This is a genomic window from Thiothrix sp. UBA5583, from assembly GCA_002425225.1.
Lineage (GTDB): Bacteria > Pseudomonadota > Gammaproteobacteria > Thiotrichales > Thiotrichaceae > Thiothrix > Thiothrix moscowensis.
This window is the reverse complement of sequence record DILV01000037.1, coordinates 14,069-40,025: the sequence shown is the minus strand read 5'-3', so window position 1 is coordinate 40,025 and position 25,957 is coordinate 14,069. Positions and strand designations below refer to the sequence as shown.

The following is a 25,957-nucleotide window of genomic DNA, read 5'->3' as shown; positions in this document are numbered from 1 at the left end:
AATATTATTGCCAAAGTGGCTTAGCCTTGCAGTCATAGCAACTGCGTATAACACTCCACCGCCACAAACTCTTGGGTATCTTTCGGTGGCAACTGCGAGTCCGGCTGGTGAATAGCCAGCAAATACTTCACCCCCGCCCCCTGTGCGGAGCGTAACACATGCAGGTTGTCATCAATAAACAGCGCGTGTTGCGGCACATAGGCTTCCACCTCCGTCAGTTTTTGCCAGAAATCGGGGTGTTCTTTGGGCAAGCCCAGCGAATGTGAGGTAATAACCCGGTCGAAATACTGTTCCAGCGCCACATAGCCGAATTTCAGGCCGACACTTTTCTGGTGGGCATTGGTCAGCAGCACCACCCGTTTGCCACGCTGGTGCAGGGATTCCAGAAAACGTTCCACATGCGCCCGAATCTGGATGCGGTCGGCAATTTCGTGTTTCAGTGCCACCAGATCCGTACCCAAATGGTTTTGCCAGTAATCAATACAGTACCATTCCAGCGAGCCTTCCATTTCGGTGTAACGCCCGTGCAGATAGGCACTGATTTCAGCCGGGGTGGAACCGCGCTGTTCCGCCAGCCGTACCGGCAAGTGTTCCAGCCAGAAATGGTTGTCGAAGTGCAAGTCCAGCAACGTACCATCCATGTCGAGGAAGACCGTGTGGATTTCATCCCAGTCGAGGGAAATGGGCTGAAGGAATTCGCCTGTTGTGCTGTGCATCGTGCTAAAATCCGTGCATGTCAAAATTGCCAACCATACACGAAACGCGCCCCGTTGCCAGCAGCCGTCTGTTCCATGTGGAAGAAGTGCATCTGGAATTCAGCAACGGCGAACAACGCATTTACGAACGCCTTGCCAATCGCGGTCACGGTGCTGTGCTGGTCGTGCCGGTGCTGAACGACGACACGCTGCTGCTGATCCGTGAATATTCGGCAGGCACGGAACGCTACGAACTCGCTTTCCCCAAAGGCCATATCGAGCGGGGCGAAGACGTGCTGGAAGCGGCCAACCGCGAAATCATGGAAGAGGTCGGTCACGCCGCCCACGAGTTGCACCTGTTGCGCAAGGTCAGCCTGTCACCCAGCTATATGGCTCACCACACCCATCTGGTCATTGCCCGCCATCTGTACCCGCACCGCACTGAAGGCGACGAGCCGGAACAGTTGGAAGTCGTGCCGTGGAAGCTGGACAACCTTGACGAATTGCTGCAACGCGACGATTTCACCGAAGGTCGCAGCCTGCTGGCACTGTATCTGGCACAGGACTGGCTCCAACAAAACACCTAAGGATTTTTCATGGATTTAGCAAACCTCCTGCCAGCCACTGTCCGTATCGCTCAGGAAGCAGGCGAAAAAATCATGGCGGTTTACAACAGCGCCGATTTTTCAGTGGAACACAAACATGATGATTCACCACTAACCGCCGCTGACATGGCTTCCCACCATCACATAGTGGCAGCACTGGGCGAGCTGTCACCGCAATTTCCGGTGCTGTCGGAGGAAAATGCCGGGGAACTGGCTTTCGAGGAACGCAAGCAGTGGTCAACCTACTGGCTGGTTGACCCACTGGATGGAACCCGTGAATTTATCAAGCGTAATGGTGAATTCAGCGTGCTGATTGCGCTGGTGCATGACAGCATACCGGTTCTCGGTGTTGTACACGCCCCCGCCCTGAATGAAACTTGGTTTGCCCATCAGGGTGGTGGTGCATTCAAACAGAGTCATGGTGAAACCTTCCCGATTACGACCCGCGCGACCGCCACCCCCTTGAAAGTGGTGGGCAGCAAGTCACACCGTGACCCAACCATGCCGGTTTTCCTGGAAAAGATTGGCGCATACGAGTACACCGTGATGGGCAGCATCCTCAAAGCCTGTCTGGTAGCGGAAGGAACGGCGGACATTTACCCGCGTCTGGGGCTGACTTCCGAGTGGGATACGGCTGCTGCACAAATTGTGGTGGAAGAAGCCGGTGGGCACTTCACCCGTACCGACATGCAGCCGATGCGCTACAACACCAAGGAATCGCTGCTGAACCCGCATTTCTTTGTGTTCGGCAGTGATTACCACGACTGGTCAACATATTTGTAAGAAATCCCTCCCGCCCTCCCCTTGTCAGGGGAGGAGTTTCTTCAATGAACCTGCTGTAACATCCCTACTTCCAGATCAATCCCGAGTTCGTGATCGGGGTTGATCGAAATGTTGTATCCCACCCCGATTTTTTCGAGTATCCACTTGAATTCAGCCAGCAACCCTCCGCCGTAGCCGGGGAAATCACGCACAAAGGCTTTGGCACGTTCCGGGCTGGTGAACAGGATCAGGACTTTCTGCCCACTGTCATCATCCAGTGTCAGTGGAGTGGCCTGGTCACTGCTGGTGGGTTGTAAACCACCGATCTGGTGCTTTTCATAAATCGGCATGAACAGCGTGACTTCCATCAATTGCTGGATGAAGGCTTCACTATCCAGCTCACCGTTCTGGGCTTTGAGCAGCAGTTCTTCTGCGGTATTCATTGTTAGCGGGTTCATCCACAAAATCCTTCCTGTTGTTGACGGATGTGAGGGTAATCAATCCCCCGCTCAGGCACAATGTCCTGTATGAAGTATAATGAAAAGGGCAAACGGATAGCCAAGTAGCCGCTTTGCCTTAAACATGGGAAAAGGGGGCTGGGATCTCCCGTTTACCACGCCTCTTGCCCTGATCTATAGGGCTTTCAAGGTAATGAATTTATTATTTAAAGATCAAACATTTAGGAATAATATTGAGTACTTTTTATACTATCATTACTTCGATGTTCACTACACATGAAAGTGTGGTTCGCGGCTAAAATCAAGAAATCAGGCACTTGCAGGGGTCAAATGGTCGTGATTAATTCTTCACCCTGAAAGCCCTAGCCCTGATCTAGTAGTTCTATAGAATGATCCGGTACTCCCAGTAATCGAGGTATGGTGTACTGGATAACATTCTCTATATTTCGCGAAGCTATAAGAAAGTGAGAACCATATATACCACCAAAGCTAGGTTCAACTGAAACAAATTCACAATATTCTACTAATAAGTCGACCTGTTCATCTATAGAATTGACCGATAACCATTTCTTATAAAAACTTGGTTCTTCAAGATCAATAGGAGACAAGCCTCTCTGAACACGTTTCTGAGAAATCATTCGCTTTCTTAAAAACTCCATTATACCTTCCAATTCGGAACTAAACTCACCACTGATATTATGGGAAAGAATTGTATATCCCTCCTTCCCCTTTGATCTGAATGCGTTTTTTTCATTAATAAAAATTACATCCTGATCTGTTAGTAAGACAGCATCTTTGACAAGCTGCAAGTGTTCTCGATACTCAAATCCACCTTGATCATATTTGAAATCAGATCCTCTACCCCTATGATAAAACAAGCAGATGACATCATCCCTATCTTTTAGAATTTCGTCATCACAATTACATTTTTCATAAAAGATCATGTTAGTTCCTTTTATACTTAATAATTGCCAAGCTTTCACCATTTGAACCATAAACATGGAGATGCGGGCAATCATGGTGAGACTCTCCCGGAAGATGTGGATGACCATCAGGGTGATCCCCTATCTTGCTTTTATTCCATCCGCAATGATAACCTGCGTAGGTTGCTCCATCGCTCTTAAATTTAGAGCAGTTGTCCAATGGACTGATAGGATTAATTATAAAATGATAATTTTTTGCTTTATGATTCACAAAACTGTAGAACAAGTACATTGGTTTTCCAGCAAAACAAATAGCACAAGCATGTGCTTGTATTTTCCATGAAAGTTACTGCGACTTTATATGTTTTTTGTATCTCGCTATTATTAAATATAAACTCAATAATATCTGTTATTTTGAAAGATAAATATTTTCTTCTATTGGTTAGTATGTCATTGGAAATGTTATCGAAAAACGGTTCTTTCAGTAAAAAATCTTCTGATAGCTTTTTTTCTATTTCCAACCAATCAGGTACTACTTCTCTTTTGTGTAGAATAGGTGTTAATGGTATGTCTTTATATATCTTTGCAATAATGACATCAATCTCACAATTGATGTCTACATCTAACAATAAATCGGTTTTACAGCTATATTGGTTATAGTTTTTATTAAGCGCTGCCATGGCTTCTAAGTAGCCTAGTAAGTAACTAGGCATGTCAATAGGTGATATTTTCATAAAACGGTTGTGAATTAGATAAGCTGAAGTTAGGATTATTTATCTCGAAGCCCCTATCGGCGATAGCTTCCAGTTCTCTACAAGAAGAACATGCCCCCCTTTTACACAATATCAATAACTAGATTAATGGAGTTATCCGATAGAATTCTCATCATTTTATGACAGAGTGATAATCCCGGTAAAGAATCTTCTGGATGAATCTTTATTACTATAATAACAGATAATGACATTGTGCTTGATTCGCTCTTAAGTTTTTCAAGCTGTGGTAAAATTGGCGAAATCTTACCAATTAAGTCATCAATGTAGTCTTCTATATTATAGGACTTTTCGATCGGCGAATATAACTCCCAATAGCTATCTAAAACAATAAATTCTCCATCTGCCGGGTGCTTTCTGTTCTTTTTAGTTCCTTTGGTAGCGGCATCGGTCGGTTCTATTCCTAGAGTTTTAGTTATTAATTCAGGATTTATATCAAATCCTGATATTAGAAAGTATGATCTAATATTTGACATATTTATCAAGTCCCGATAGATCATATACTTTCTTTTTGAACAAATCTGGCTTCTTTTTCTGCCATTCCTTGAGTGCTTGAACAAGGCATTGTTAGCGGGTTCATCCACAAAATCCTTCCTGTTGTTGACGGATGTGAGGGTAATCAATCCCCCGCTCAGGCACAATGTCTTGTATGAAGTATAATGAAAAGGGCAAAGGAGTATCTGTATGCGTATGTCCCGTGTCCTACCTGTTGTGCTGGTGCTTGCCGTCGCTGTCTGGTGGTGGTGGCAACAGCAGCATCCCGCCGCACTGGAAGTCAGTGTTGGCACTGTTACCCGTGGTGCGGTCGAAGCCACGGTTGCCAATACCCGCGCCGGAACCGTCAAAGCCTGCCGCCGTGCCAAAATGTCGCCGTCGATGGGTGGGCAGATCAGTGCCTTGCCCTTTGCCGAAGGTGCGCAAGTCAAGAGCGGGGATGTGCTGCTGCGCCTGTGGAACAACGACCTGCAAGCCAGCCTGCAAGCTGCCCGCGAAGGGGTAGCCGCCGCCAGCAAACAGCAGGATGCTGCCTGTCTGCAAGCTGCCGAAGCCCGCCGGGTTGCCGAGCGTTCCAGCCGTTTGCGCCAGTCTGCCAGCATTTCCCCCCAGGAACTGGACAAGGCTAATACGGCGGCTTCAGTTGCCGAAGCCAACTGCAAGGCTGCCAAGGCACAAGTCACGCTGGCGGATGCCCAGTTGCAGGCTGCCCAGGCACAACTGGAACGCACCATCCTGACCGCGCCGTTTGCCGGGGTGATTGCCGACATCAACGGCGAGCTCAACGAATACGTTACCCCTTCACCACCCGGCATCCAGACCCTGCCGGTGGTGGATCTGATTGAGCCTGGTTGCTTCATGGTCAGTGCGCCGATTGACGAGGTGGATGCCCCCCGGATCAAGCCCGCCTTGCCTGCCCGCATTACCCTGGATGCCTGGCGCGGACGTGAATTTGCAGGCAAGGTGATGCGCATCGGTTCCTATGTGGTCGATCTGGAAAAACAGGCGCGTACCGTCGAAGTCGAGCTGGCTTTCAACCACCCCGATGATTTCAAGGATTTGCTGGTCGGCTACAGTGCGGATGTGGACATCATCCTCGAAACCCACCCGGATGTATTGCGCATTCCCACTGAAGCCCTGCTGGATAAGCAATATGTTTACGTACTGGCAGATGGCAAGCTGGCAAAGCGCAAAATCCAGACTGGCCTGAGCAACTGGAGCTTTACCGAAGTCAGCAGCGGTCTGGAAGCAGGGGCGCAGATTGTCACCACACCGGGAGCGACCGGTATTGCTGACGGTGTGGCAGCCGTTGCCAAGGAAGCAGCGAATGAGCAGTGACCCCTTCATTCGACTGCGTGAGGTGTGCCGCAACTTTCAGGTGGGGGACGAAACAGTTCATGCACTCGATCATGTAACGCTGGATATTCAGGCCGGTAACTACATCAGTGTGATGGGGCCTTCCGGTTCCGGCAAGTCCACCCTGCTCAACATGCTGGGCTTGCTGGATCAGACCGATGCCGGTTCCTACCAACTGGCGGGACGCGAACTGACCACGCTGGCGGAAGAGGCACGGGCGCAGGTACGCCGTGAGAAAATCGGTTTCATTTTCCAGTCATTCCACCTGATTCCGCGTTTGACGGCAGCAGAAAATGTGGAGCTACCGCTGGTACTGGCGGGGATGCCTGCCAGCGAGCGCAGAGCCAAAGTGCAGCAGGTGTTGCAGGGGCTGGGTTTGCAGGAACGCGCCGACCATCGTCCTGCACAACTTTCTGGCGGGCAACAGCAACGGGTGGCGATTGCGCGTGCCACCATCCTGCAAGCCCCGCTGTTGCTAGCAGATGAGCCAACCGGCAACCTCGATTCGCATTCCAGTGCTGATGTGATCCGTATCCTTGAAGAGCTGAATGCGCAAGGCATTACCCTGATTGTGGTCACGCATGACACCAATATTGGTGGGCGGGCACGACGCCGCATCCGCATGGTGGATGGCAAGGTCGTGAAGGATGAAACATGACCCCGCCTGACACCCTCCAGTTCAGCTACCGTGCCCTGCGGGCCTATCCGGGGCGCACCGCCCTGATCCTGCTGGCAATGTGCATTGGTGTGGCTGCCATCATCCTGCTGACCTCGCTGGGTGAAGGTGCTCGGTTGTATGTCATCAGCCAGTTTCAGGGGCTGGGTTCCAACCTGCTGATCGTGTTGCCGGGCAGGTCGGAAACCACCGGCGGCGCACCACCCTTGCTGGGTACAACACCGCGTGACCTGACGCTGGACGATGCGATTGCCCTGTACCGTAGCCCAGCCATCAAGGAGGTTGCGCCCATCATCGTGGGTGCTGCCCCGGTTGCCTACGGCTCGCTGGAACGGGAAGTCACCATCATGGGTTCCACCCCCGCCTTGCTGAGTGCGCGGCAACTGACGCTGGCAAGTGGGCAAAGCCTGCCCGATACCAACCCGCGTGTTGCCGCTGCCGTGTGCCTGCTGGGTGAAACCGTGTGGAAAGAACTGTTCGCCAGCCGCAATGCTTTGGGCGAATGGGTACGCATCGGGCAAACCCGTTACCGCGTCATCGGGGTGCTGGCAGGCAAGGGGCAATCGCTGGGCATGGACATGAGCGACATGGTGATCATTCCGGTTGCCAGCGCCCGCAATTTGTTCAATGCTCCATCGCTATTCCGCATCATTGTGACCGCGCAGGGTCAGGAACAACTGGCACAAGCCAGACGTGACGTGGAAACCATCATCCGCCAGCGGCATGACGGCGAAGACGACATCACGGTCATTGCGCAGGATTCGCTGATTGGCACATTCGACAACATCCTGTCAGCCCTGACCTGGGCCTTGGGGGGAATCGCCGCCATCAGCCTGGTAGTGGCGGGCATCCTGATCATGAACGTGATGCTGGTCGCGGTCAGTCAGCGCAAGGCGGAAATCGGCCTGCTCAAAGCGCTGGGTGCGCCCACCACCCAGGTGTTGCGCCTGTTCCTGACAGAAGCCACCCTGCTGGCCAGTGCCGGTGGCTTCATCGGTTTGCTGCTAGGGCTAGGTGGCGTATTCGCACTCAACCAGTTGTTGACCGATTTCAGCGTACAGCCGCCCTGGTGGGCAGTGATTGCCTCGGTGGTGGTGACATTCCTGACCGGCCTACTGTTTGGCAGCATTCCGGCACGGCAGGCAGCGCGGCTTGATCCGGTCGCTGCCTTGTCAGGGAGGTAATCATGCTATTGGGCGACTACCTGCACCTTGCCACCACCAGTATCCGTTTCAGCCGGATGCGCAGTTTCCTCACCGCCCTCGGTATTGCGGTGGGCATTGCCGCTGTGGTGTTGCTGACAGCACTGGGCAGCGGGGCACAACAATACATCCTCCAGCAGTTTACCCAGTTCGGGGCGCACATCATTGCCATCAACCCTGGCAAAAGCAGTACGTTGGGGGTATCGGGGGCGATGATCAGCAATGTGCGCCCCTTGTCACTGGACGATGCCGACAGCTTGCGACGCATTCCCGGTGTACAAACGGCAGTACCCGTGGTGCAGGGCAATTCTCCGGTGGAAGCCGACAAACGTACCCGCTGGACAACCGTGCTGGGGTTGAACCACGAAACCCCGCAAACCTGGCAGTTGCAGGTTGCCAGCGGCGTGTTCCTGCCTGTCGAATCCGCCCGGCAAGCGCGTAATCTGGCAGTTATCGGCGCGAAAATCCGCAGCGAACTGTTTCCCGACCAAAATCCGCTGGGGCAGCATATCCGTATCGGGCAGGAACGTTTCCGCGTGATTGGCGTGATGGAAAGCAAGGGGCAAATCCTCGGTTTCGACATGGATGATGCGGTCTACATCCCGGTAGCACGCGCCATGGCGCTGTTCAACCGTGAAGGCTTGATGGAAATCGACGTGCTGTATCAGGCCGGGGCAGATGAAGCAGGTATCATCCGCCAAATCAGGGATTTACTGATCCAGCGGCACGGCACGGAAGACATCACCATTACCAGCCAGACCGACATGCTGAAAACGCTGGGTTCGATCCTCGACATCCTCAAGGCGGTGGTGGCGGGGATTGGCAGCATTTCCCTGCTGGTGGGCGGGGTCGGCATCCTCACCATCATGAGCATTGCAGTCAACGAACGGACGGGTGAAATCGGTCTGTTGCGGGCACTGGGGGCATCGCGGCGGCAAGTGACCCGGTTATTCCTGCTGGAAGCGGCAGCCCTGGCAGGACTGGGTGGTATCGCCGGAATGCTGGCAGGTATCGGCATTGCACTGCTGCTACATGTCGCTATTCCTGCCATGCCGGTGCAGATTGATTGGCTGTATGTATTTCTGGCTGAAATAATTGCCATTACCACCGGTTTACTGGCGGGCTTTGCCCCGGCACGCCGTGCATCAGCCTTGCCACCTGTTGAGGCTTTACGCAATGAGTAATCATTTGTTACAAGTTGTTACAAAATTGTTTTTTCTTTTTTAAACAACGACTACTAGAATCCTTCCAGAATTTAACCCACCCATCAACCTTGTGCCGGGCAGCACCCTTTGATTTTTTATTAATGCACGATTCACGCAACATCCTGATTGTAGACGATGATAGTGTCCTGCAAAAATTGCTGGAGGAATATTTGCCGCTGCACGGTTTTGCCGTGCAAGGTATTGCCAACGGGGATAAGATCGAGGATTACCTGTACGCATACTCACCGGCACTTGTAGTTCTGGATATTGTTTTACCCGGTAAAAGTGGGCTTTATTGGCTCAAGCACCTGAAGACGGTTTATCCCCAATTGCCGGTTCTGGTTCTGTCAGCGCAGGGTAACGCCATTGACCGCCTGCGTGGGTTGGAACTGGGAGCCAGCGATTACCTGACCAAACCCTTTCATCCCAAGGAATTGCTGATCCGTATTCGCAATATCCTGTACGGCTATCCCACCACTAGTCATGGCACTCTCAGAATTGGCGAGCATCTGTTTGATCCTGAACGGGAATTGCTGCTCAGTAAGGGTGGGGTTGTCAAGCTAACCTCGCTGGACAACCAATTGTTGCATTTTTTCTGTCAGCATCCCGGCAAAATCCTGTCACGTGATGCCATTTCCCACGCCTTGCACGGTAATGACCATGCGCCGCTGGATCGTAGTATCGACATGCGTATCAACCGCCTGCGTAAAAAACTGGAAGCTGACCTGAGCAATCCGCGCCATTTGCATACTGTCTGGCGCAAAGGTTATCGCTTTACCCCGTGATTTCCCCCATGAATGCCCTGCTTGAAACCCTTGGAGAAGAAGGAACCCGCCGGTTTCTGACTTTTGTCCTGCCACAGTTTGAGGAGCGCAGCACAGAATTGCTGGCACATCTGCGCTCTGGCAACTGGCAGGCAGCGGCAACTTGCGCACACCGGTTGAAGGGAACTATCCATTTATATGCATCGGCTGATTTGCTGGACGATTTATATAAAATAAAATCAGACCACAATGCTGCGCTGCAAAATGAAAACTTTTTACAGGGACTAGAGCAAAAACTGACTCATGCCCATCAGGAAATAAGAATCTTCTTATCAGGTGATTAGCACAACTTGCCGTTCATCGGCTAGCAGCGGAGTTGTTACAATTTTTTACAATTTTTCAGGTTACAAGCATTGCTGACTGCGTTAATCTTGCATTCATAATAAATGATCAACAAACGAACAAGAATTTGCAGGTACATAAAAATGTTAAAAAGGCATTGCTTGTTGGGTGGTATATTTATAGCCACAGCGCTAGTGGTTCAGCCTGCCAGCGCATTGTCCAAACCGGTTGATGAATACCAGATTGGGGATGCATCGGGCGGGTCGGGGGGCATGTACTCCCTGACACCCAATGGACAAGGTTTGCAAGTGGTACATCAAGCCTTGTACGCCCACTTGCTGAAAAGCGAGACCTTCGTCAGACTGCAAAGTCTGGTGGAATATGTCTGGTATAAGCATCAGCAGCGTTACAAATAAGTTTGCGTGGCTTGGCTTTATGCGCCAATTTCTAATGGGTCAAGCCACTTTTTCGCTTCCTCTGTAATCAGCCTCGTCTACCCCTCAACAGGCGGGGCTGGTTTTTTTCTGGCACTCAGCGCCTATAATTCCAGTCAGTTATTTTCCATGGAAAACTGAATCTTGTTGTTGCGCGTCTCCATCCTGTTGTTTTGCTTATTGTCCATTTTTCAGGTTGTGTATGCCCAGCCCACCATGCTGGAGTTGACAGATATAACCAGCAAGATTGATGCGCACCCACACATTGGCATTATGCAGGAGCCTGTCAACGGTTTGCCCGTGCAGGCATTAGTGACCCTGCCAGACAGCCGTTTTCAGTGGGGTTGGGTACGTGACCCCCAGATTGGTTACACTACCTCAGCATGGTGGGGAAAGTTTCAGGTCGCCAATCACTCGTCACAGCAAACCTGGTATCTGCTCCTGTCCAATGACCAGGCCGGACGGGATATTCAGGTCTATGTGAACTCACCCTCAAACACCGTTGTCCCATTGCCCCGGTTTGCTGATTCACGCCTGAATGCGTTCCGTCTGGATTTGCCGGACAGGCAGCCGCACACTGTCTGGGTCAGAATCAAAAACGCCTATGGGCCATTGTCGTTCGGTGTTTATTTCAGCTCGCAAGAGTCCATGATGAGTGCGGCCTACAAGGACTATTTGTTCTATGGCTTCATCTTGGGTGGCTTGCTGGCATTGGCAATCTACAACCTGTTGACCTTTGTCAGGCTTTGGGAACCCAGTTTTTTGAGCCTGAGTTTTTTTATTCTGGCACTGGGGATGGAACTCGCTCAGTTGACAGGGGTATCCAACCACATTCCCCGCTTGGCTGAAAACTGGCGGGCATGGAGCACCATTTTCCCCTTGCTGGCTATCGCCAGTGGAGCCAGTTTTTTCTATCACTTGATGAATCTGCCCACACGACTTCCCTGTATGGCCTACCTGATACGCTGGGTATTTTGGATCAGTTTGCTGCTGATACCGGCAGCGCCTCTGGTACTTTTTGCTGACTTGATGCTGGGAATACTGGGAGCGATACTGCTGATTCTAGTTAGTTTTTCTACAGTTACTCTTTACCGGCGCAATGTCAGTGAAGCGCGTAGCTTTATGTGGGCGTTTTTGGTACTGCTGATATGTACCATCCCTGTTATTCTGGTTTCCCTCGGTATCATTGATTACTGGCCGCCAACCGTTGATCTGCTGCACGTAGGCCTCCTGTGTTTTGCGATACTCCTGTCATTGACACAATCGGAACGCATCCGGGTTTTGCGCGAACAAGGGCAACGTGCAGAAGCGGTCAGCCGCGCCAAGGGTGAATTTCTTACCACCATGAGCCACGAATTGCGCACACCGATGAATGCCGTCATCAGCAGCAGTACCCTGTTGCAGCAAACCCCTCTTACCCCACAACAGCAGGATTACGTCGACCGACTGGAAACCTCATCCCGGCATATGCTCAACTTGATCAACGACATCCTGGATTTGTCACGGATCGAAAGCCCGCAAATGACACTGGAACACTGCCGTTTCACCCTGCAAGACATACACCTGAACCTGCACAAACTGTTAGACGGGCAAGCCCAACGCAAAGGCATAGGTTTCCTCATCGAAAGCGGCTTTCCAGACCAAACCCTGTTGGTGGGCGACCCGACCCGGCTGTCACAGGTATTACTCAACCTGCTGGATAATGCCATCAAGTTTACCGAACGGGGGCAAGTCACCCTGTTTATCCGTGAGGTCTTGCCTGCATCCACCGCAGAACATGTCTGGCTACATTTTGCCGTGACTGACACGGGCATGGGGCTGTCGCCACAACAGCAAGAAGACTTGTTTGAACCGTTTACCCAGGCACAATCCAGCACCACCCGCCACTACGGTGGTACAGGGCTGGGGCTTGCCATCAGCCGCAAGTTGGTAGAACTGATGGGTGGCTCACTGGAACTGGAAAGCGCCCCGCAGAAAGGCAGCCGTTTTTTCTTTACGCTGGAATTCCCGTTGGCAATGCCGGAAGAAACTTATGTTGACCACCCAATCGCCTCTGCCACTGTCGTGCAAGAATGCCCCACCCCTGACGAGCGGAGGATGGGAGGATTTTCTTTAACCTGCGGGGAGGTATCCCGTATCCTGCTGGTCGATGACGACGAAATGAACCTGTTCTTCGGCAGGGAAATCCTGACCATGCTGGGGGCGCAGGTAACAACTGCCAATAGCGGCACAGCAGCCATCCACCAACTTCACCAGCTTTGTTTCGATCTGGTCTTCATGGATGTGAGTATGCCGGAGATGGACGGCTATGAAACCACCCGGCGCATCCGGGCAGAAGCACGTTTTACCACCCTGCCGATCATTGCCCTGACTGCCCATGCCATTAGCGGTGAACGCGAACGCTGCTTTGACGCAGGCATGAACGATTACCTGACCAAACCCATTGATCTGGAGCAACTGCGCAGGCTGTTGCGCCATTGGCTGCCACCAAAGAAGCACTGACAGCCCCGCCTGCTTGTGATGTAATACCGCTTTCATAATCCACCCGGACAGCATGATGGAAATACTCGTCAACGGCACGCCCCACATCATACCGGCAGACACCACGGTGGCGCAGTTGCTGGTCATCCTTGAACTGCAAGACAAGCGGCTGGCAGTCGAAATCAATCAGGAGCTGGTTTCACGCAGCCAGTTTGATAGTTGCGTCCTCAACCCTCATGACACGGTAGAAATCGTCCACGCCATCGGCGGCGGTTAAAACAAGGAATCACAGTAACATGCAAAACGACACCCTCACCATTGCAGGCAAGCAATATTCTTCCCGCCTGCTGGTCGGCACTGGCAAATACAAGGATTTGGCTGAAACCAAAGCTGCGACCGAAGTCAGCGGCGCACAAATCATCACAGTTGCCATCCGCCGCACCAACATCGGACAGAACAAGGATGAACCCAACCTGCTGGATGTCATTCCACTCGACAAGTACACCCTGCTGCCCAACACCGCCGGATGTTACAACGTGGATGATGCTGTACGTACCTGCCGTCTGGCGCGTGAACTGCTCGATGGTCACAAGCTGGTCAAGCTGGAAGTACTGGGTGATGCCAAAACCCTGTACCCCGATACTATCCAGACCCTGAAAGCCGCAGAAATCCTGGTGAAAGACGGTTTCGACGTGATGGTCTACACCAGCGATGACCCGCTGATTGCCCGCCAGCTTGAGGAAATCGGCTGCGTGGCGGTGATGCCGCTGGCAGCACCGATTGGTTCCGGCCTCGGCATCCGCAACCCTTACAACATCATCGAAATCATCGAAAACGCCAAGGTGCCGGTGCTGGTTGATGCAGGCGTGGGCACGGCTTCCGACGCTGCGATTGCGATGGAAATGGGCTGTGATGGTGTGCTGATGAATACCGCGATTGCCGGGGCGAAAAACCCGGTATTGATGGCTTCCGCGATGAAACACGCCATTATTGCCGGGCGTGAAGCGTTTCTGGCAGGGAGGATGCCGCGCAAGCGTTATGCCTCTGCTTCTTCGCCAATTGACGGGACGTTTTTTTAAGCCATGCAGCGCGTAGAGTATCCCCGCACCATCAAGAGCTTCGTCCTGCGCCAGGGGCGTGTGACCAAAGGGCAGGAAGAAGCATTGGCGAACCTGTGGCCGCTGTTCGGCATTGACAAAGGTGAGTCGCTGCTGGATTTACCAGCCCTGTTCGGGCGGGTTGCGCCCGTCACACTGGAAATCGGTTTCGGCAACGGCGGCTCACTGGCACAAATGGCACAAGCCGCGCCAGAACGCGATTTCATCGGGATCGAAGTGCATACGCCCGGTGTTGGTCATTTGCTCAAACTGATCGGTGAGCAGGGTTTACAGAACGTCAGGGTGATGAATTCCGATGCGATCGACATTCTACAACAGCGCATTCCAGCAGGGTCACTCGACCGGGTACAACTGTTCTTCCCCGACCCCTGGCACAAGACCAAGCACCACAAGCGGCGGATTGTGCAGCCAGGTTTCGTCACGCTGATTGCTTCACGCTTGTGTAACGGCGGTGTATTCCACATGGCGACCGACTGGGAAAACTATGCGGAGCACATGGCAACAGTGATGCAAACCAGCAGCGAGTTCCGCAACCTTGCCAGCAACCCGCCCTATTCCCCGCGCCCGGACGAGCGCCCCCTGACCCGGTTTGAAAACCGTGGTCTGAAACTGGGGCATGGAGTGTGGGATTTACTGTACCAGAAGTGCGGTTGAGCTTATTCCATGTAATCGCCCATTTTCGGCGCAAACGGATCCATCACCACAATCCTGCCATCCGCGATACTGCGCATCAGGTTGTCGCCGTGTAAATCCCAGTTGAGGTATTTCCTATGCTCGCGGTAATACAGACATAGCTTGCGCATGTCTTCCGCCAGTGCCGCACCGTAGCGCTCGGCAACGTAACTCCACACCTTGAGGCGGTCTTCCTGTTCCATCCAGTCGATTTCGTGGACGTGTTCGGTGAAAAAGGCGGAATCGGCTTCGCTCAGGTGTTCCAGCCGTTCCATCACGTAGATGATGCGGTAGTCCGGTTCTTCAAAGCTGAACAGGTGGATACAGGTGGGGTCAAGTGGTTTGCCATCGTCATCCAGTACCCCGACGCGGCGCACAAACGGGACGTTTTGCAGCCCGGATTGCCGGATGGCATCCATGAAGTATTCCAACCCCAGCGACTGTTTTTCAAGGATAACGTAATTGCGCCATGATTCGCTGTCGGTGTCAGCGGTGAAGTTGCGCTTGCACTCGGCGCATTTGATGCTGAGTTTCTTGCCTGCATCAAAGCACTTCATTTCGTAGACTTTGGTGAGGAAGGTGTTTTCACACTGTGGGCAGTCCATGCGCTTGAATTTGCCGCTAAGAAAACAGTCCAGTATTTCTTTGCTAGAGTCGAGTTGTGGTTCCATTGCTAGTACTCATCTTAGTATTCAATGCCGTTTCTGAGGAGCAGCGGCGAGCCGAACTGGATGATTCCCGGAAAATAGTCATCAATCCAGAGGCCGACGCTGATGCCCTGATGAAGCATGAAAGCCCGTTTTTTCCTACCATCGGTGGTGTAGATCCGCATCCCGTCACCCTGGAGTTTTTCGCGTATTTCCAGCAGGTTGTCATCCATGTTATCGCGCAAGGTACACACAATCGGTTCCCAGCCACTTTCACGGTAAACCTTGATCAGCGCCAGGTAAAACTCGGGGTCGGCGGTAATGGTATTGTCGAAGTCGATCGCGACAATCCGTGAGGTAGCGGAATCTGCCAGCACATACTGATCAACCCTGAACTCATCAAAAGTGGAGGTTAGCTCATGTTCACCGTGTTCCTTGATGGCGGCCTCCAGTATCGCGAATGCAGCACACGGCAAACGGTTTTGGTAATAAAAAACAAGATCTGACATGCAGTTTATCTCTAGCGGAATGAACGTTGCTGTTTTTGTGCCAACAGCGTAGGGCCAGCCGATACGCTGCGCAATGACTTAAGGCAAGAAACCAAGTTCCGTAAGGCTTTTATCAGCCAAAAACGGGGGAACTTACAGCGCGGCAAGCTCCCCGTTGAAAATGACCTCACCTTGCGGAGTATCGCTGGGTGGTTTATCCATCGGTTCGAGACTGATAGCAAACTGGCTGATATTCGCCATGGTTTTCCAGGTTGCCTTGTCAATCGGCATCCGGTTTTCACCTTTGGCGGTCAGTGTACCCATGCGCATTGGCGGCTGGGTGCTGTCTTTAGGAATGCACCATACCGTTGGCATCATGTCGTCTTTGACCGGCAATGCGCCAGTAGGCATGTCGAAGGCAATTTCCATGGTTTCCTGATAGACCATTGCCACCATCATTTTGTCCTGCTGTAGCGGGGATTTCATGTTCGCCATGTAAACACTGGGCTGATTGCCAGTGTTCAACAGCAATACGGTCACGGCGGATGCGGCAATCGAGGCAACAGCGGCGACCGGCACATAACGCCACAACCCTGCCAGCCAGCTTTTTTGCCGGGCAGTGGTTTTACCCAACTGTAATTCCTTACTGATGGCATTCCACACCCGTGCCGGTGGTTGTTCTGCTGGCAATAAGTTGGCTAATGGGGCAAATTGCTGTTGGTAAGCGTGAGTAACAGCCCGCAGGTAAAGGTGTTTGCCCATCAGTTTTTCAAAGCGCAGGCGTGCCTTGCCTTGTAACGTGCCAAGTGCGTAGGACATCGCCAGGTGTTCAAAAATGTCTGGGTTTTGGTAACGCTTCATTGCAAGCACCCCCTTAACTGTTCCAATCCACGCCGTATCCACGCTTTCACTGTGCCTAGCGGTTTTGCTAAAGAGTGGGCAAGTTCCTCATGCGTTTGCCCGTGATAGAAGGCTTGCAGGATACATTCGCGCTGTTCTGGCTTAAGCTGTTCCAAGCAGTGCAGCAGTCGCTCGGCATCTTCACCGCTTTGTTGCAGGGCATCTGGCTCTGGTGCAAGCGAGGCAAATTCCAAGGTTTCGTATTCCACGTCCTCAGCAATCGTTGGGCGACTTTGCCTCTGACGCAGTTTGTCGAGTGCCTGATTACGCACAATCGTGGTCATCCAGGTCATGGCACTGGCTTTGCTGGCTGCAAATTGTGCGGCGTGATGCCAGATTTTCACAAAACCTTCCTGCAAGACATCTTCGGCGAGTGCTTCATCCCGCAGCAGGCGTTTACACAGGGCAAACAGACGCGGGGAAGCCGTGTCATACAGTTGCCGGAAGGCAGTTGCATCACCCTGACCGCTGCGTTGCAGCAATTCGTTCAGTAGTTCCATGATGTTCCTTCTGCATTCTTATACGTTGGCTGGTTGCTGTTGGATGCACGCCACACAGGGAAACCGATTGTAGACAGGTTTCCGCTTGTCTGCATCTGTACTGCGACTTACCGCGTACATCATAGTAGTTACGACAAGATGATCAAGGAGTTCTCGATGAAACCATCTATTACATTATCCGGCTTTCTCATGGGTGAGTGCTGGCCGTTGGACTGGCTCATAAAACCACTGACGTTACTGGGTTTTCGGATATATGTCGCATGGGTGTTTTTTGCATCTGGGTTGACCAAGATTCAAAGTTGGTCGAGTACCGTGTATTTGTTTGAAGACGAGTACAACGTGCCGTTGTTATCACCTGAAATAGCCGCTTATCTGGGAACAGCGGCTGAATTGATTTTACCGGTATTGCTGGCATTGGGTTTATTGACCCGCCCGGCGGCATTAGCATTGTTTGTATTTAATATTGTCGCGGTAATTTCTTACCCTTATTTGTTCACGATTGAAGGTGCGGGTGGTTTCTGGCAACACGTTTTCTGGGGCGCAATGCTTTGGACAGTGTTTGTATTTGGCCCCGGCAAGTTTTCTCTCGATTATTTGCTAACAGGGCGCATCCAAGCTCGCAACCGTCACGTATAACCCAATACCTGGCACAAGACTGACAGGGAATAACGCAAATTTATTTAAAGAGTATGAAGGAGTTTTCTCATGAACATGAATAAGCAAGTCATGGCAGCAGCATTGATGGCATTGGGTATGGCAGCCGCTTCCGGCACATTGTCAGCAGGCGAAGAAAAAATGGAAATGGAAAAATGTTCCGGTATTGTCAAAGCCGGGATGAATGATTGTGGTGCAAACGGTCATGCCTGTGCCGGTCAAGCCAAAGTGGACAATGACCCGAATGAGTGGATCAAGGTTCCGAAAGGCACTTGCGAGAAAATCACTGGCGGTACAGTGGTTGATGACAAAAAAGGTTAAGCCATGAAGCATCCAGTTCAAGGTTGTGGCATTGGCTTGCGTTTCCAGCACATCGACCAGATCGTGGATCGCAAGCCGCCTATTCCTTGGCTGGAGATTTTAACCGATAACTACCTGCTGCCTGGTAGTGTGCAGCAGGATTATTTGCTCGACATTGCGGAACATTATCCGCTTACATTCCACGGGGTTGGTATGTCATTAGGCTCGACCGACCCGCTGGATACTGAATACTTTAGCCGTGTTAAAGCACTGGTAGAGCGGGTGAATCCCGTGTGGATTTCCGACCATTTGTGCTGGACATCGGTTCACGGGTTAGTCACACACGACCTGATTCCCTTGCCTTACACCGAGGAAACCATCCGCCATGCCGCGCAACGTATCCGTCAAGCGCAGGAACTGTTGGAACGCCGCTTGTTGATTGAAAACGTTTCCAGCTACTTGCAATACCAACAATCCGCCCTGAGTGAATGGGATTTCCTGTGTGCGGTGGCAGAAGAGGCGGACTGTGACATTTTGCTGGATGTGAACAATATTTACGTCAGTGCCTGTAACCATGATTTTGATCCGTTGGCTTATTTGAATGCGATTCCGGTGGAGCGGGTGCGGGAAATACACCTTGCCGGTTACGAAGACCGTGGTACGCACTTATTGGATACGCATGGCTACCCCGTTAGTGACGCAGTGTGGGCATTGTATGCCGCTGCTATCCAACGTTTTGGTGCTATTCCAACCCTGATCGAGTGGGATAATAATGTGCCGGAACTGGATACCTTGCTCGCAGAAGCCCACAAAGCGGCAAAGGTGCAAGCCCATGTCTTTGCCTGAACTCCAACACCGTTTGATGGAGGCTATTTTTGACCGTGACAAACGTGAAGCGGCTGCCATCTTGGTCAAATCGCATGGCGCACTGGATGCGGTGCAGCGGGTCGGTATTTACCGTAACAGCGTCCACGGCATTTTGTTGCAATACCTTGGTTCGTTGTATCCGGTATGCCAGCAATTGCTAGGCGAGGCATTTTTTGAGGCAGCCAGTGACCGTTATATTGACCAGTCACCGCCTACTCGCCCCTTTCTTGCGGAATACGGGGCTGGGTTTGCGGCGTTTCTGCTCCAGCATCCGTCATTAAGCGGTATGCCGTGGATAGCCGACGTAGCGCATTTGGAATGGGCACGGCATCAGGCATGGAATGCGGTTAACCAAGCTCCATCCGACTTTGCCCAATTGGCAGGTTTGGATGAAGTGCAACAGGAAAGCCTGACGCTGCATACGCCTAATTCTGCGTGCTTATTGCAGTCAGATTACGCGATTCATGCGGTGTGGTTGGCACATCAGCCGGAAGATCACTCCGAAAAACTGCTGTTGGAGCGCATCGAGTTACAACAGCCAACGACTGTGCTGGTGTGGCGGACGGGGCGGCGTTTACAACAGGTATTGTTAAGCCAATCTGAGTGGGCGTTTCTCACTGCTATACAGCAGCGGGTAACATTTCCTGAATTGGCTGAGCAGTTTCAGGAACAGTTACCCGCGTTATTGATGACAGCAATCCGACAGGGTTGGTTGCTGTCGTTTGAGTAGCGGCCGTTTAATACGGCAACCATCGGTTTTTTCATGCCCTCAAAACAAACAAAAAAAAGCCGGGCATACACCCGGCGAAGTCCATCTACAAAGAGAGTCGAGAGAAAAGCGTTGGCAACAATCAGCCCAGTACCTCTACTTGCACTTCGGCAGTACCGTGAAGGATCAACCCGAGTTGTTCGGCAGCGGCCAATGACACATCCACCACCCGACCCGGTTTGAAAGGGCCACGGTCATTGACACGTACCATCACGGAACGACCGTTTTGCAGATTGGTGACACGGATCGGTGTACCAAATGGCAGATCAGGGTGTGCTGCCGTCATGTCATGCATATTGTAAGTTTCACCGCTAGCAGTTGGGCGACCGTTGTACTGGTTGCCATAATAAGATGCTTTGCCAACGCTCAGCGGACGACCTGCTGGCGCAAAATTGTCATCATGCTGTGGGGCAACTTCCACAGGTGGCAGATAGGCTGGCTCTTGCCAGACAGGCTCCTGCATATAACCGTAATCCTGATAAGCGGCTGGTTGCTCGGGATAATGATAAGCCGTTGGTTCACCCTGATAGTTACGCACGGCATCAACCCAGTAACCACGATAATCGGCAGATGCGGTGGCAAATACCAGTTGGAAGAACACCAGCACAGCACCGGCGGAAGTAGTTAAGAATCTGGTTTTGTTATGATTTTTCATGGTTTCGATCTCTCTTTTGTTGTTGTTGCCTGATGAGTTTCATATTCACATAAAGAGGTTCGATTAAAACGACTAATGGGGACAAGCGGAAAAACCGTGGCGATAACCGGAATGAATGGTCTTCAGGTAGGGATAAACGGTAGAAAAAAGCCGGAAAATGGACGATAAGCGGTAAGGACTACTCCCCATCCTGCCGATAGACGCGACTAGCGGTCAGGATAGGGAAGTAAATGTGGGTTTTATCAGCGGTAAAATCAGCGCAATGAGGCGGCTTTATGCTCCAGTACCGTCTGGGCGCTATTGAATGAGACCAGATTGAACTCACGAATGATACCAAGGGAAGTTGCCAGCTTTTGCTGTGCGCTATCAGCATCAGCGACTTGCAATGCCGCTCTGGCTTGCTGGTGGTAATGCGAGACAATGGCATGACCCAGATGTTTGACATTGGGATGCAAACGGGAGACATCACGCAACTGGCGGGTCAAATTTAGAGCTTTTCCATAGTTACCCGCCTGAATGGCGGCATCTGCCTGTTGCGCCAGTTCCAGAATACCCGGACTCTCTGTTGCAAATTCAACCATTTCGGTGGTAGGCATCTCTGCTGGAGCAGATGGCTGAGCCGGTTTCGACAGTTTTTTTTCCGTGGTGGCAGGTGGCTTGACAACAGGTTCTCGTCTGGAAGATTTTTCAGTAGAAACAGGCATTACCTTGCCGCCTGCTTTCTCGGGCGTGTCAGCAACGGGTGGAGTAGCCAGTACTGCTTGTACCGGGGAACTGGTGGCTACCCGGTCGCTGTTGCTCAGCGGCAGGATAACAGGTGAGGTAGTAACAGGCGGTGCTGCTGGCATCAACGTTGCCAACTGGATAGATGGCATGTTGCTGGTCGCCGGTTCAGGATCTTCAGTAGTAATGACAACCCTGGAAGCAGGAGCTGGCTCAAACAGGTAACTGGCAGCCACCGCACTTAGGGTAGTTAACAAGCCAAAACCCAAGCCAGCCAGTATCATGTAAAGGGTTTTTCGCTTGCCAGACAGGGGTATCGCCGATGACTGGAGGCTCTGCATCTGCGGTGACAGTGCTGTTGACAGCAGGTATAAGCTGTTTTCGTGCGAGCTGACCACCAAAGCCGGGTCAATGCTCTGCCTGACGTACCCCTGTCGTTGCAACGGGCGCATCTGCCGCTGAAGCTGGCGAGCCAGCAAGCTGTTGTGGTTATGCAGTTGTCGCGCCAGACTGATGACTGTTTCACCAATCGGACTATCCATAACAATGTAACGGGTGTCGCCATCCTGCCCATAAGTACGGGCTGGCATAATCCAGTCGAGTGCCAGTTGCCGGGTACTTTGGGTCAGTTGCTGAAACAGGCTTTCCAGTGGCACATGATCCAGACTGTTGGGCAACAGGTGAACCAGTATGCGTGAATCCATACCGCGTGACTGCGCTTGCGTCAGGTCACGCCCCCGATAAATGTTGCCGATGCCGGAAACGACCAGGCATTCCAGCAAGGCATAACGGCCTTCCAGTGTCCTGTAACCAGCAATGGTGGTTGGCGGTTGCATCATTGTTTCCCTCAATATAGCCCTGTACTAACTGAGGTCGGCATCTTAGCCCTTACTTCACAGGATCAAAGTATGACAGTTGCGTTACCCGTAACATGAAACCTTATTTTTCTCGGAAAAAACTGCACGCTTGCATCAGGGCAAGCATGAGCCGTGTCACGTTAGTTGCCTGAAATAAATATAAATATTATTGATTAGATAATTTTTATTGACAGCCTGTTACAAATACGCACTTGTTGAGTGTGTTTATTTCATGCAAACATTAGAAATTCATCCGGTTGTGATGAGGGTCGGAGGCATCCGCCATGCCAAGGGGGAAAAGGATTTTTAATGGAAGAAACAGATTTCCTGGCGAGTGAGTTACGCCAAATATTAGGCAGCCGGTTATTCTTTAACAAAAAGCAGGCCAGCAATTTTCTGGCTTACATCAGCAGCGAAATGCTGGCTGGACGCGGTGAAAAAATTACCCAGTATGCGATTGCAGTGGAAGCCCTCGGCAAGCCCGAAGACTATTGCCCCACCGAAAATCCTGCCGTGCGGGTGGAAGCAGGCCGGGTACGCAAGTTGCTGGAAGAGTATTACGCAACCGAAGGCAGGCACAGCAAATACCGGATCGTGTTACCTGTCGGCAGTTATCAGCCAGTCATTGAACAGGTTTCACTGTCTTCGCCGCTGGCAGCGGAATTGTTCGAGCCTAAAAGCATCCAGTCCCTCGGCCCCAGGGTTTATATCAATTGCCAGAACCCTTCCCTGATACGTGATGATACCTTGCGTAACCTGCTGTACAACATGCGCTCCGTGTTACCACGCACGCTGGGGCATTTGCGGGAAATCAGCATCGCGCTGGCAAATGCCGATCATGCTTCCCGCCACCCTTCTGACGATCTGGAATACGCCTGGCGCAACCATCAGGCTGATTTCCTGCTGCAATGCACTGCCGAAACCGGGCGTAGCAACTTCACCATCCGTTTCAGCCTGTTCCATACGCTCAACCGGGAAACGGTCTGGGCGGATACCCTGCTGTTGCCGCAACACCATTCCCAGCAAGAGCTTGAGGCGGTATTCGGACAACTGATCCTCGAAGTCTTCAGTCTGCACCGGGGGGTAGCCCTGTCCTACTGGAGCTGTTACTGGAAAGCTCAGGAGACTATCCCCTCTTACCATCAGGTACTGGTGGAACACGTCAGCTTTATCCAGGAAAACCCCGCTCACGGCGACATCACCCCATTCCTGCAAGCCTGCCAGATACGCACGCAAAGCTACCATGATGATGCCCTCGCACACCTGCATTATGCTGTCTTGTGCCTGTACGCCTATATGTTCGGGCTGGATCCGGGTTCACCGCTGGAAACCTTGTGGCACAAACTGGCGCTACGAGCGGTGGAGCTGAACCCAGGCAATGCCTTGGCACACAGCATTTTCGCCCTGGAATGCTATCACCGGGGCGACCTGGAAATGGGACGGGTCGAAATTGAAACCGCCCGCAGCATCAACCCGCTTGATGGTGCAGGCGGACATTTGATGGCAGTCGGCCTGTGTGCATTGGGGCACTGGGAACAGGCATTCAACCTGCTGCGGGATGTTTCCGGCCTGAACTCCAACCACCCCGACCCGTTGCGCACGATCCCCTGCCTGTTCTATTTCCGGCGCGGGGAATTCATCCGGCTAGCCAATATACCCTGCGGTCTTCAGGAACTGGGAGGCTGGGAAACATTCGGCAAAATGACCAACCATTGCCGTATGGATGACTGTCAGGGCTGCGTCCAGACCATCAGTCAATCCGTTGACCATGCTTCACAAGCGTATGCTGCCAGCAAGCAGGCTGCCAGTGGCTTGTGGGCCAGCATCCAGCACCGTCTGACCGGGCCGCGTCCCTCTGCCCGCTGTGATGATGACAATGGCATTACCATGCCACCAATGCCACTGCCATGATCACCTTACGCGCATTCATGGCTGGAAGCTGTTGCAGCCTCTCCCGTATACTTTAAGCCCCCTGGTTGCTAAAGATGGATGGCATGAAAACTGCGGTAAAAGAGGTGATCGTTGTCGGTGGTGGCATTATCGGAATGCTCACAACCCGTTTCCTGCATCAGGCAGGGCTGGATGTCATGCTGGTCGATCAAGGCCAACTCGGTAGCGAATCCACCTGGGCGGGGGGCGGCATCCTTTCCCCGCTTTACCCATGGCACTACCACCCGGCGATTACCACCCTGTCGCAATACGGGCAACAACATTACCGGGCACTGTGCCAGCAGATCAAAACCGAAACCGATATTGACCCGCAATGGCTACCTTCCGGGCTGGTATTCACCGATGATACCGACCTTGCCGCTGCACGGGCATGGGCAGACCGCTGCGGGGCAAACCTGCAACACCTGGCGGATAGCCAAGCACTGCACGCTTGCGAGCCGCAACTGGCGGAGGATTTCCACAGCGGCCTGTTCCTGCCGGATGTGGCACAAATGCGGAACCCGCGCATTGCCGATGCTTTGCGCACCAGCCTGCGTCTATTACCCATTACCCTGGCCGAATTTACCCGCGTTACCCGGCTGGCGAGCAATGACGGGCGCATAACAGGTGTTTATCTTGGTGATGAATTATTCCATGCCAACAAGGTCATCCTCGCCGGAGGGGCGTGGACTGGGCAATTCCCTGAAATGCAGGCGGTCAACGTCAACATACGCCCAGTCATGGGGCAAATGATCCTGGTGCGGGGTGCGCGTGACCTGTTGAAACGGATCGTGTTGCATGAGGGGCGTTACCTGATCCCGCGTAAGGATGGGCGCATCCTGTGCGGTTCCACCCTGGAAATGAATGGTTTTGACAAGCGCACTACCCCCGAAGTGGCGCAAGACCTGCTGGAGACGGCTTGCCGGGTTGTGCCTGCCCTGCAAGGCTTACCCATCCTCAATCACTGGAGTGGCTTGCGTCCCGGCTCACCGGATGGCGTGCCGTACATTGGTGAACATCCTGACATTACCGGGCTGTATGTCAATGCCGGGCATTACCGTTACGGTGTGACCATGGGGCTGGCATCGGCACAAATGCTGGCGGACATGATCATCGGCAAGACGCCACTCATTGACCCGACCCCTTACCGTCTGAATGCAGAGCGCACGCCGACGGCAGAGTGGGTGTAAACGCAGTTAACAATCCCCCGGCAAATCTGCACTCCCAGGTCGATGGCGGCAGGCTCGCGGCTTGGCGGATGGTACGCAAGTCGGCGCTGAACGACTGTCGCTTTGGCAAAGGAGAGTACCCTCTAGGGCGAGTTATATTCCCCCCCATCCCCAGCCCTTCCCCCGCAAGGGGGGAAGGGGGCAAGAGGGGTTTTATTGGTCGCAGGATAAGCCCATTTGCGAGAGGATATTTTCGATGATTCCGGCTTCGGGGATGCGCAAACGCCGCGCATCGGTCAGGGCAAGGCATAGCAATTCCTGCACGCGGGGGGCGTTGGCGGCTGCATCCATTTGCCACAGCAGCATCGCAAGTTTGGCACGCCCAACCAGTAGCGAGCGCACATCGCCGAGCTTCTCATAGACGGGTAGCTGCTGTGTCTGGCGAATGTTGAGCGCCTCGTCGAGTTGACCACGGGCTTGCAGGATGTCGGCGATCTGACCCATCGTCACCGCTTTCTCGCGCACATCGCCGAGCTTCTCA

31 protein-coding genes are annotated in these 25,957 nt (G+C 52.5%); 19 read left to right on the top strand and 12 right to left on the bottom strand.

Annotated features, from left to right (window positions below; genetic code table 11):
- Window positions 1-32: 32 nt before the first annotated feature.
- Window positions 33-716, bottom strand: coding sequence for a GMP/IMP nucleotidase (gene yrfG / locus B2U47_RS15530; RefSeq protein ID WP_296680537.1), 684 nt, complete (start codon window positions 714-716; stop codon window positions 33-35).
- Between the two features lie 17 nt (window positions 717-733).
- On the opposite strand from yrfG, the gene nudE reads away from it, so the two are divergent.
- Together nudE and cysQ are read left to right on the top strand one after the other, a co-directional pair.
- Window positions 734-1,282, top strand: a complete 549-nt coding sequence (nudE, locus tag B2U47_RS15525) for an ADP compounds hydrolase NudE (protein ID WP_296680534.1) — start codon at window positions 734-736, stop codon at window positions 1,280-1,282.
- A 9-nt stretch (window positions 1,283-1,291) separates the two neighbouring features.
- A complete protein-coding gene (cysQ, locus tag B2U47_RS15520) occupies window positions 1,292-2,083 on the top strand; it encodes a 3'(2'),5'-bisphosphate nucleotidase CysQ (RefSeq protein ID WP_296680532.1) in 792 nt (263 codons plus the stop codon).
- A gap of 41 nt (window positions 2,084-2,124) precedes the next feature.
- Here cysQ and B2U47_RS15515 read toward each other — a convergent pair whose 3' ends face one another.
- The 4 genes from B2U47_RS15515 to B2U47_RS15500 all read right to left on the bottom strand — a co-directional run bounded on the left by B2U47_RS15515 (window position 2,125) and on the right by B2U47_RS15500 (window position 4,797).
- Window positions 2,125-2,520 carry an SseB family protein gene (locus B2U47_RS15515; protein ID WP_296680529.1) on the bottom strand — a complete coding sequence of 132 codons (396 nt, stop codon included), beginning with the start codon at window positions 2,518-2,520 and terminating at the stop codon, window positions 2,125-2,127.
- Window positions 2,521-2,882: 362 nt separating this feature from the next.
- Window positions 2,883-3,539 (bottom strand): hypothetical protein, encoded by a 657-nt coding sequence (locus B2U47_RS15510; protein WP_296680527.1) that lies wholly within the window; start codon window positions 3,537-3,539, stop codon window positions 2,883-2,885.
- A 164-nt stretch (window positions 3,540-3,703) separates the two neighbouring features.
- Entirely contained in the window at window positions 3,704-4,156 is a 453-nt protein-coding gene (locus tag B2U47_RS15505) for a hypothetical protein (protein WP_296680524.1), read from the bottom strand.
- A gap of 122 nt (window positions 4,157-4,278) precedes the next feature.
- Complete coding sequence (locus B2U47_RS15500; RefSeq protein ID WP_296680521.1) at window positions 4,279-4,797, bottom strand: DUF4279 domain-containing protein; 519 nt, start codon at window positions 4,795-4,797, stop codon at window positions 4,279-4,281.
- 100 nt (window positions 4,798-4,897) lie between these two features.
- Between B2U47_RS15500 and B2U47_RS15495 the strand changes: the two genes are divergently transcribed.
- The 11 genes from B2U47_RS15495 to trmB all read left to right on the top strand — a co-directional run bounded on the left by B2U47_RS15495 (window position 4,898) and on the right by trmB (window position 14,940).
- Window positions 4,898-6,046 (top strand): efflux RND transporter periplasmic adaptor subunit, encoded by a 1,149-nt coding sequence (locus B2U47_RS15495; RefSeq protein ID WP_296680518.1) that lies wholly within the window; start codon window positions 4,898-4,900, stop codon window positions 6,044-6,046.
- Window positions 6,036-6,722: an ABC transporter ATP-binding protein gene (locus B2U47_RS15490; RefSeq protein WP_296680515.1), complete on the top strand. Its 687-nt coding sequence runs from the start codon at window positions 6,036-6,038 to the stop codon at window positions 6,720-6,722. The genes B2U47_RS15495 and B2U47_RS15490 overlap by 11 nt, the downstream gene beginning before the upstream one ends.
- Window positions 6,719-7,924, top strand: coding sequence for an ABC transporter permease (locus tag B2U47_RS15485; RefSeq protein WP_296680512.1), 1,206 nt, complete (start codon window positions 6,719-6,721; stop codon window positions 7,922-7,924). Before B2U47_RS15490 ends, B2U47_RS15485 begins: the two co-directional genes overlap by 4 nt.
- A 2-nt stretch (window positions 7,925-7,926) precedes the next feature.
- Window positions 7,927-9,126 (top strand): ABC transporter permease, encoded by a 1,200-nt coding sequence (locus tag B2U47_RS15480; RefSeq protein ID WP_296680509.1) that lies wholly within the window; start codon window positions 7,927-7,929, stop codon window positions 9,124-9,126.
- 122 nt (window positions 9,127-9,248) lie between these two features.
- Window positions 9,249-9,932, top strand: a complete 684-nt coding sequence (locus tag B2U47_RS15475; protein WP_296680506.1) for a response regulator transcription factor — start codon at window positions 9,249-9,251, stop codon at window positions 9,930-9,932.
- An 8-nt stretch (window positions 9,933-9,940) separates the two neighbouring features.
- The gene (locus B2U47_RS15470) at window positions 9,941-10,255 is read left to right on the top strand and encodes a hypothetical protein (RefSeq protein WP_296680504.1); all 315 of its coding nucleotides are present in this window, start codon (window positions 9,941-9,943) and stop codon (window positions 10,253-10,255) included.
- Window positions 10,256-10,396: 141 nt separating this feature from the next.
- Window positions 10,397-10,669, top strand: a complete 273-nt coding sequence (locus B2U47_RS15465) for a hypothetical protein (RefSeq protein WP_296680501.1) — start codon at window positions 10,397-10,399, stop codon at window positions 10,667-10,669.
- A 162-nt stretch (window positions 10,670-10,831) separates the two neighbouring features.
- A complete protein-coding gene (locus B2U47_RS15460) occupies window positions 10,832-13,189 on the top strand; it encodes a hybrid sensor histidine kinase/response regulator (protein WP_296680499.1) in 2,358 nt (785 codons plus the stop codon).
- A gap of 55 nt (window positions 13,190-13,244) precedes the next feature.
- Window positions 13,245-13,445: a sulfur carrier protein ThiS gene (thiS, locus tag B2U47_RS15455; protein WP_296683830.1), complete on the top strand. Its 201-nt coding sequence runs from the start codon at window positions 13,245-13,247 to the stop codon at window positions 13,443-13,445.
- A gap of 19 nt (window positions 13,446-13,464) precedes the next feature.
- Window positions 13,465-14,247: a thiazole synthase gene (locus B2U47_RS15450; RefSeq protein ID WP_296680489.1), complete on the top strand. Its 783-nt coding sequence runs from the start codon at window positions 13,465-13,467 to the stop codon at window positions 14,245-14,247.
- Between the two features lie 3 nt (window positions 14,248-14,250).
- The gene (gene trmB / locus B2U47_RS15445) at window positions 14,251-14,940 is read left to right on the top strand and encodes a tRNA (guanosine(46)-N7)-methyltransferase TrmB (RefSeq protein ID WP_296680486.1); all 690 of its coding nucleotides are present in this window, start codon (window positions 14,251-14,253) and stop codon (window positions 14,938-14,940) included.
- Between the two features lie 2 nt (window positions 14,941-14,942).
- On the opposite strand, the gene B2U47_RS15440 is transcribed toward trmB, so the two are convergent.
- The 4 genes from B2U47_RS15440 to B2U47_RS15425 all read right to left on the bottom strand — a co-directional run bounded on the left by B2U47_RS15440 (window position 14,943) and on the right by B2U47_RS15425 (window position 17,493).
- Complete coding sequence (locus tag B2U47_RS15440; protein WP_296680481.1) at window positions 14,943-15,629, bottom strand: hypothetical protein; 687 nt, start codon at window positions 15,627-15,629, stop codon at window positions 14,943-14,945.
- A gap of 14 nt (window positions 15,630-15,643) precedes the next feature.
- Window positions 15,644-16,114 (bottom strand): hypothetical protein, encoded by a 471-nt coding sequence (locus B2U47_RS15435; RefSeq protein ID WP_296680478.1) that lies wholly within the window; start codon window positions 16,112-16,114, stop codon window positions 15,644-15,646.
- 132 nt (window positions 16,115-16,246) lie between these two features.
- Complete coding sequence (locus B2U47_RS15430; RefSeq protein WP_296680476.1) at window positions 16,247-16,954, bottom strand: anti-sigma factor; 708 nt, start codon at window positions 16,952-16,954, stop codon at window positions 16,247-16,249.
- Window positions 16,951-17,493, bottom strand: coding sequence for a sigma-70 family RNA polymerase sigma factor (locus B2U47_RS15425; RefSeq protein WP_296680474.1), 543 nt, complete (start codon window positions 17,491-17,493; stop codon window positions 16,951-16,953). Before B2U47_RS15425 ends, B2U47_RS15430 begins: the two co-directional genes overlap by 4 nt.
- Before the next feature lie 156 nt (window positions 17,494-17,649).
- On the opposite strand from B2U47_RS15425, the gene B2U47_RS15420 reads away from it, so the two are divergent.
- The 4 genes from B2U47_RS15420 to B2U47_RS15405 all read left to right on the top strand — a co-directional run bounded on the left by B2U47_RS15420 (window position 17,650) and on the right by B2U47_RS15405 (window position 20,044).
- On the top strand, window positions 17,650-18,129 hold the full coding sequence (locus B2U47_RS15420; RefSeq protein ID WP_296680470.1) for a DoxX family protein: 480 nt from the start codon (window positions 17,650-17,652) through the stop codon (window positions 18,127-18,129).
- A 69-nt stretch (window positions 18,130-18,198) separates the two neighbouring features.
- Window positions 18,199-18,468, top strand: coding sequence for a DUF2282 domain-containing protein (locus B2U47_RS15415; protein ID WP_296680466.1), 270 nt, complete (start codon window positions 18,199-18,201; stop codon window positions 18,466-18,468).
- A 3-nt stretch (window positions 18,469-18,471) separates the two neighbouring features.
- Window positions 18,472-19,293, top strand: a complete 822-nt coding sequence (locus tag B2U47_RS15410; RefSeq protein WP_296680462.1) for a DUF692 domain-containing protein — start codon at window positions 18,472-18,474, stop codon at window positions 19,291-19,293.
- The gene (locus B2U47_RS15405) at window positions 19,280-20,044 is read left to right on the top strand and encodes a DNA-binding domain-containing protein (RefSeq protein WP_296680459.1); all 765 of its coding nucleotides are present in this window, start codon (window positions 19,280-19,282) and stop codon (window positions 20,042-20,044) included. The genes B2U47_RS15410 and B2U47_RS15405 overlap by 14 nt, the downstream gene beginning before the upstream one ends.
- Before the next feature lie 121 nt (window positions 20,045-20,165).
- Here the strand turns inward: B2U47_RS15405 and B2U47_RS15400 are convergent, their stop codons facing one another.
- Together B2U47_RS15400 and B2U47_RS15395 are read right to left on the bottom strand one after the other, a co-directional pair.
- Window positions 20,166-20,738 carry a septal ring lytic transglycosylase RlpA family protein gene (locus B2U47_RS15400; protein ID WP_296680456.1) on the bottom strand — a complete coding sequence of 191 codons (573 nt, stop codon included), beginning with the start codon at window positions 20,736-20,738 and terminating at the stop codon, window positions 20,166-20,168.
- Between the two features lie 254 nt (window positions 20,739-20,992).
- Window positions 20,993-22,300: a hypothetical protein gene (locus tag B2U47_RS15395; RefSeq protein WP_296688447.1), complete on the bottom strand. Its 1,308-nt coding sequence runs from the start codon at window positions 22,298-22,300 to the stop codon at window positions 20,993-20,995.
- 327 nt (window positions 22,301-22,627) lie between these two features.
- Between B2U47_RS15395 and B2U47_RS15390 the strand changes: the two genes are divergently transcribed.
- Window positions 22,628-24,229 (top strand): tetratricopeptide repeat protein, encoded by a 1,602-nt coding sequence (locus tag B2U47_RS15390; protein WP_296680451.1) that lies wholly within the window; start codon window positions 22,628-22,630, stop codon window positions 24,227-24,229.
- An 83-nt stretch (window positions 24,230-24,312) separates the two neighbouring features.
- Window positions 24,313-25,437, top strand: coding sequence for a glycine oxidase ThiO (gene thiO / locus B2U47_RS15385; RefSeq protein WP_296680449.1), 1,125 nt, complete (start codon window positions 24,313-24,315; stop codon window positions 25,435-25,437).
- 192 nt (window positions 25,438-25,629) lie between these two features.
- Here the strand turns inward: thiO and B2U47_RS15380 are convergent.
- Window positions 25,630-25,957: hypothetical protein (locus B2U47_RS15380; RefSeq protein ID WP_296688445.1), on the bottom strand; the 328-nt coding region annotated here is incomplete at its 5' end.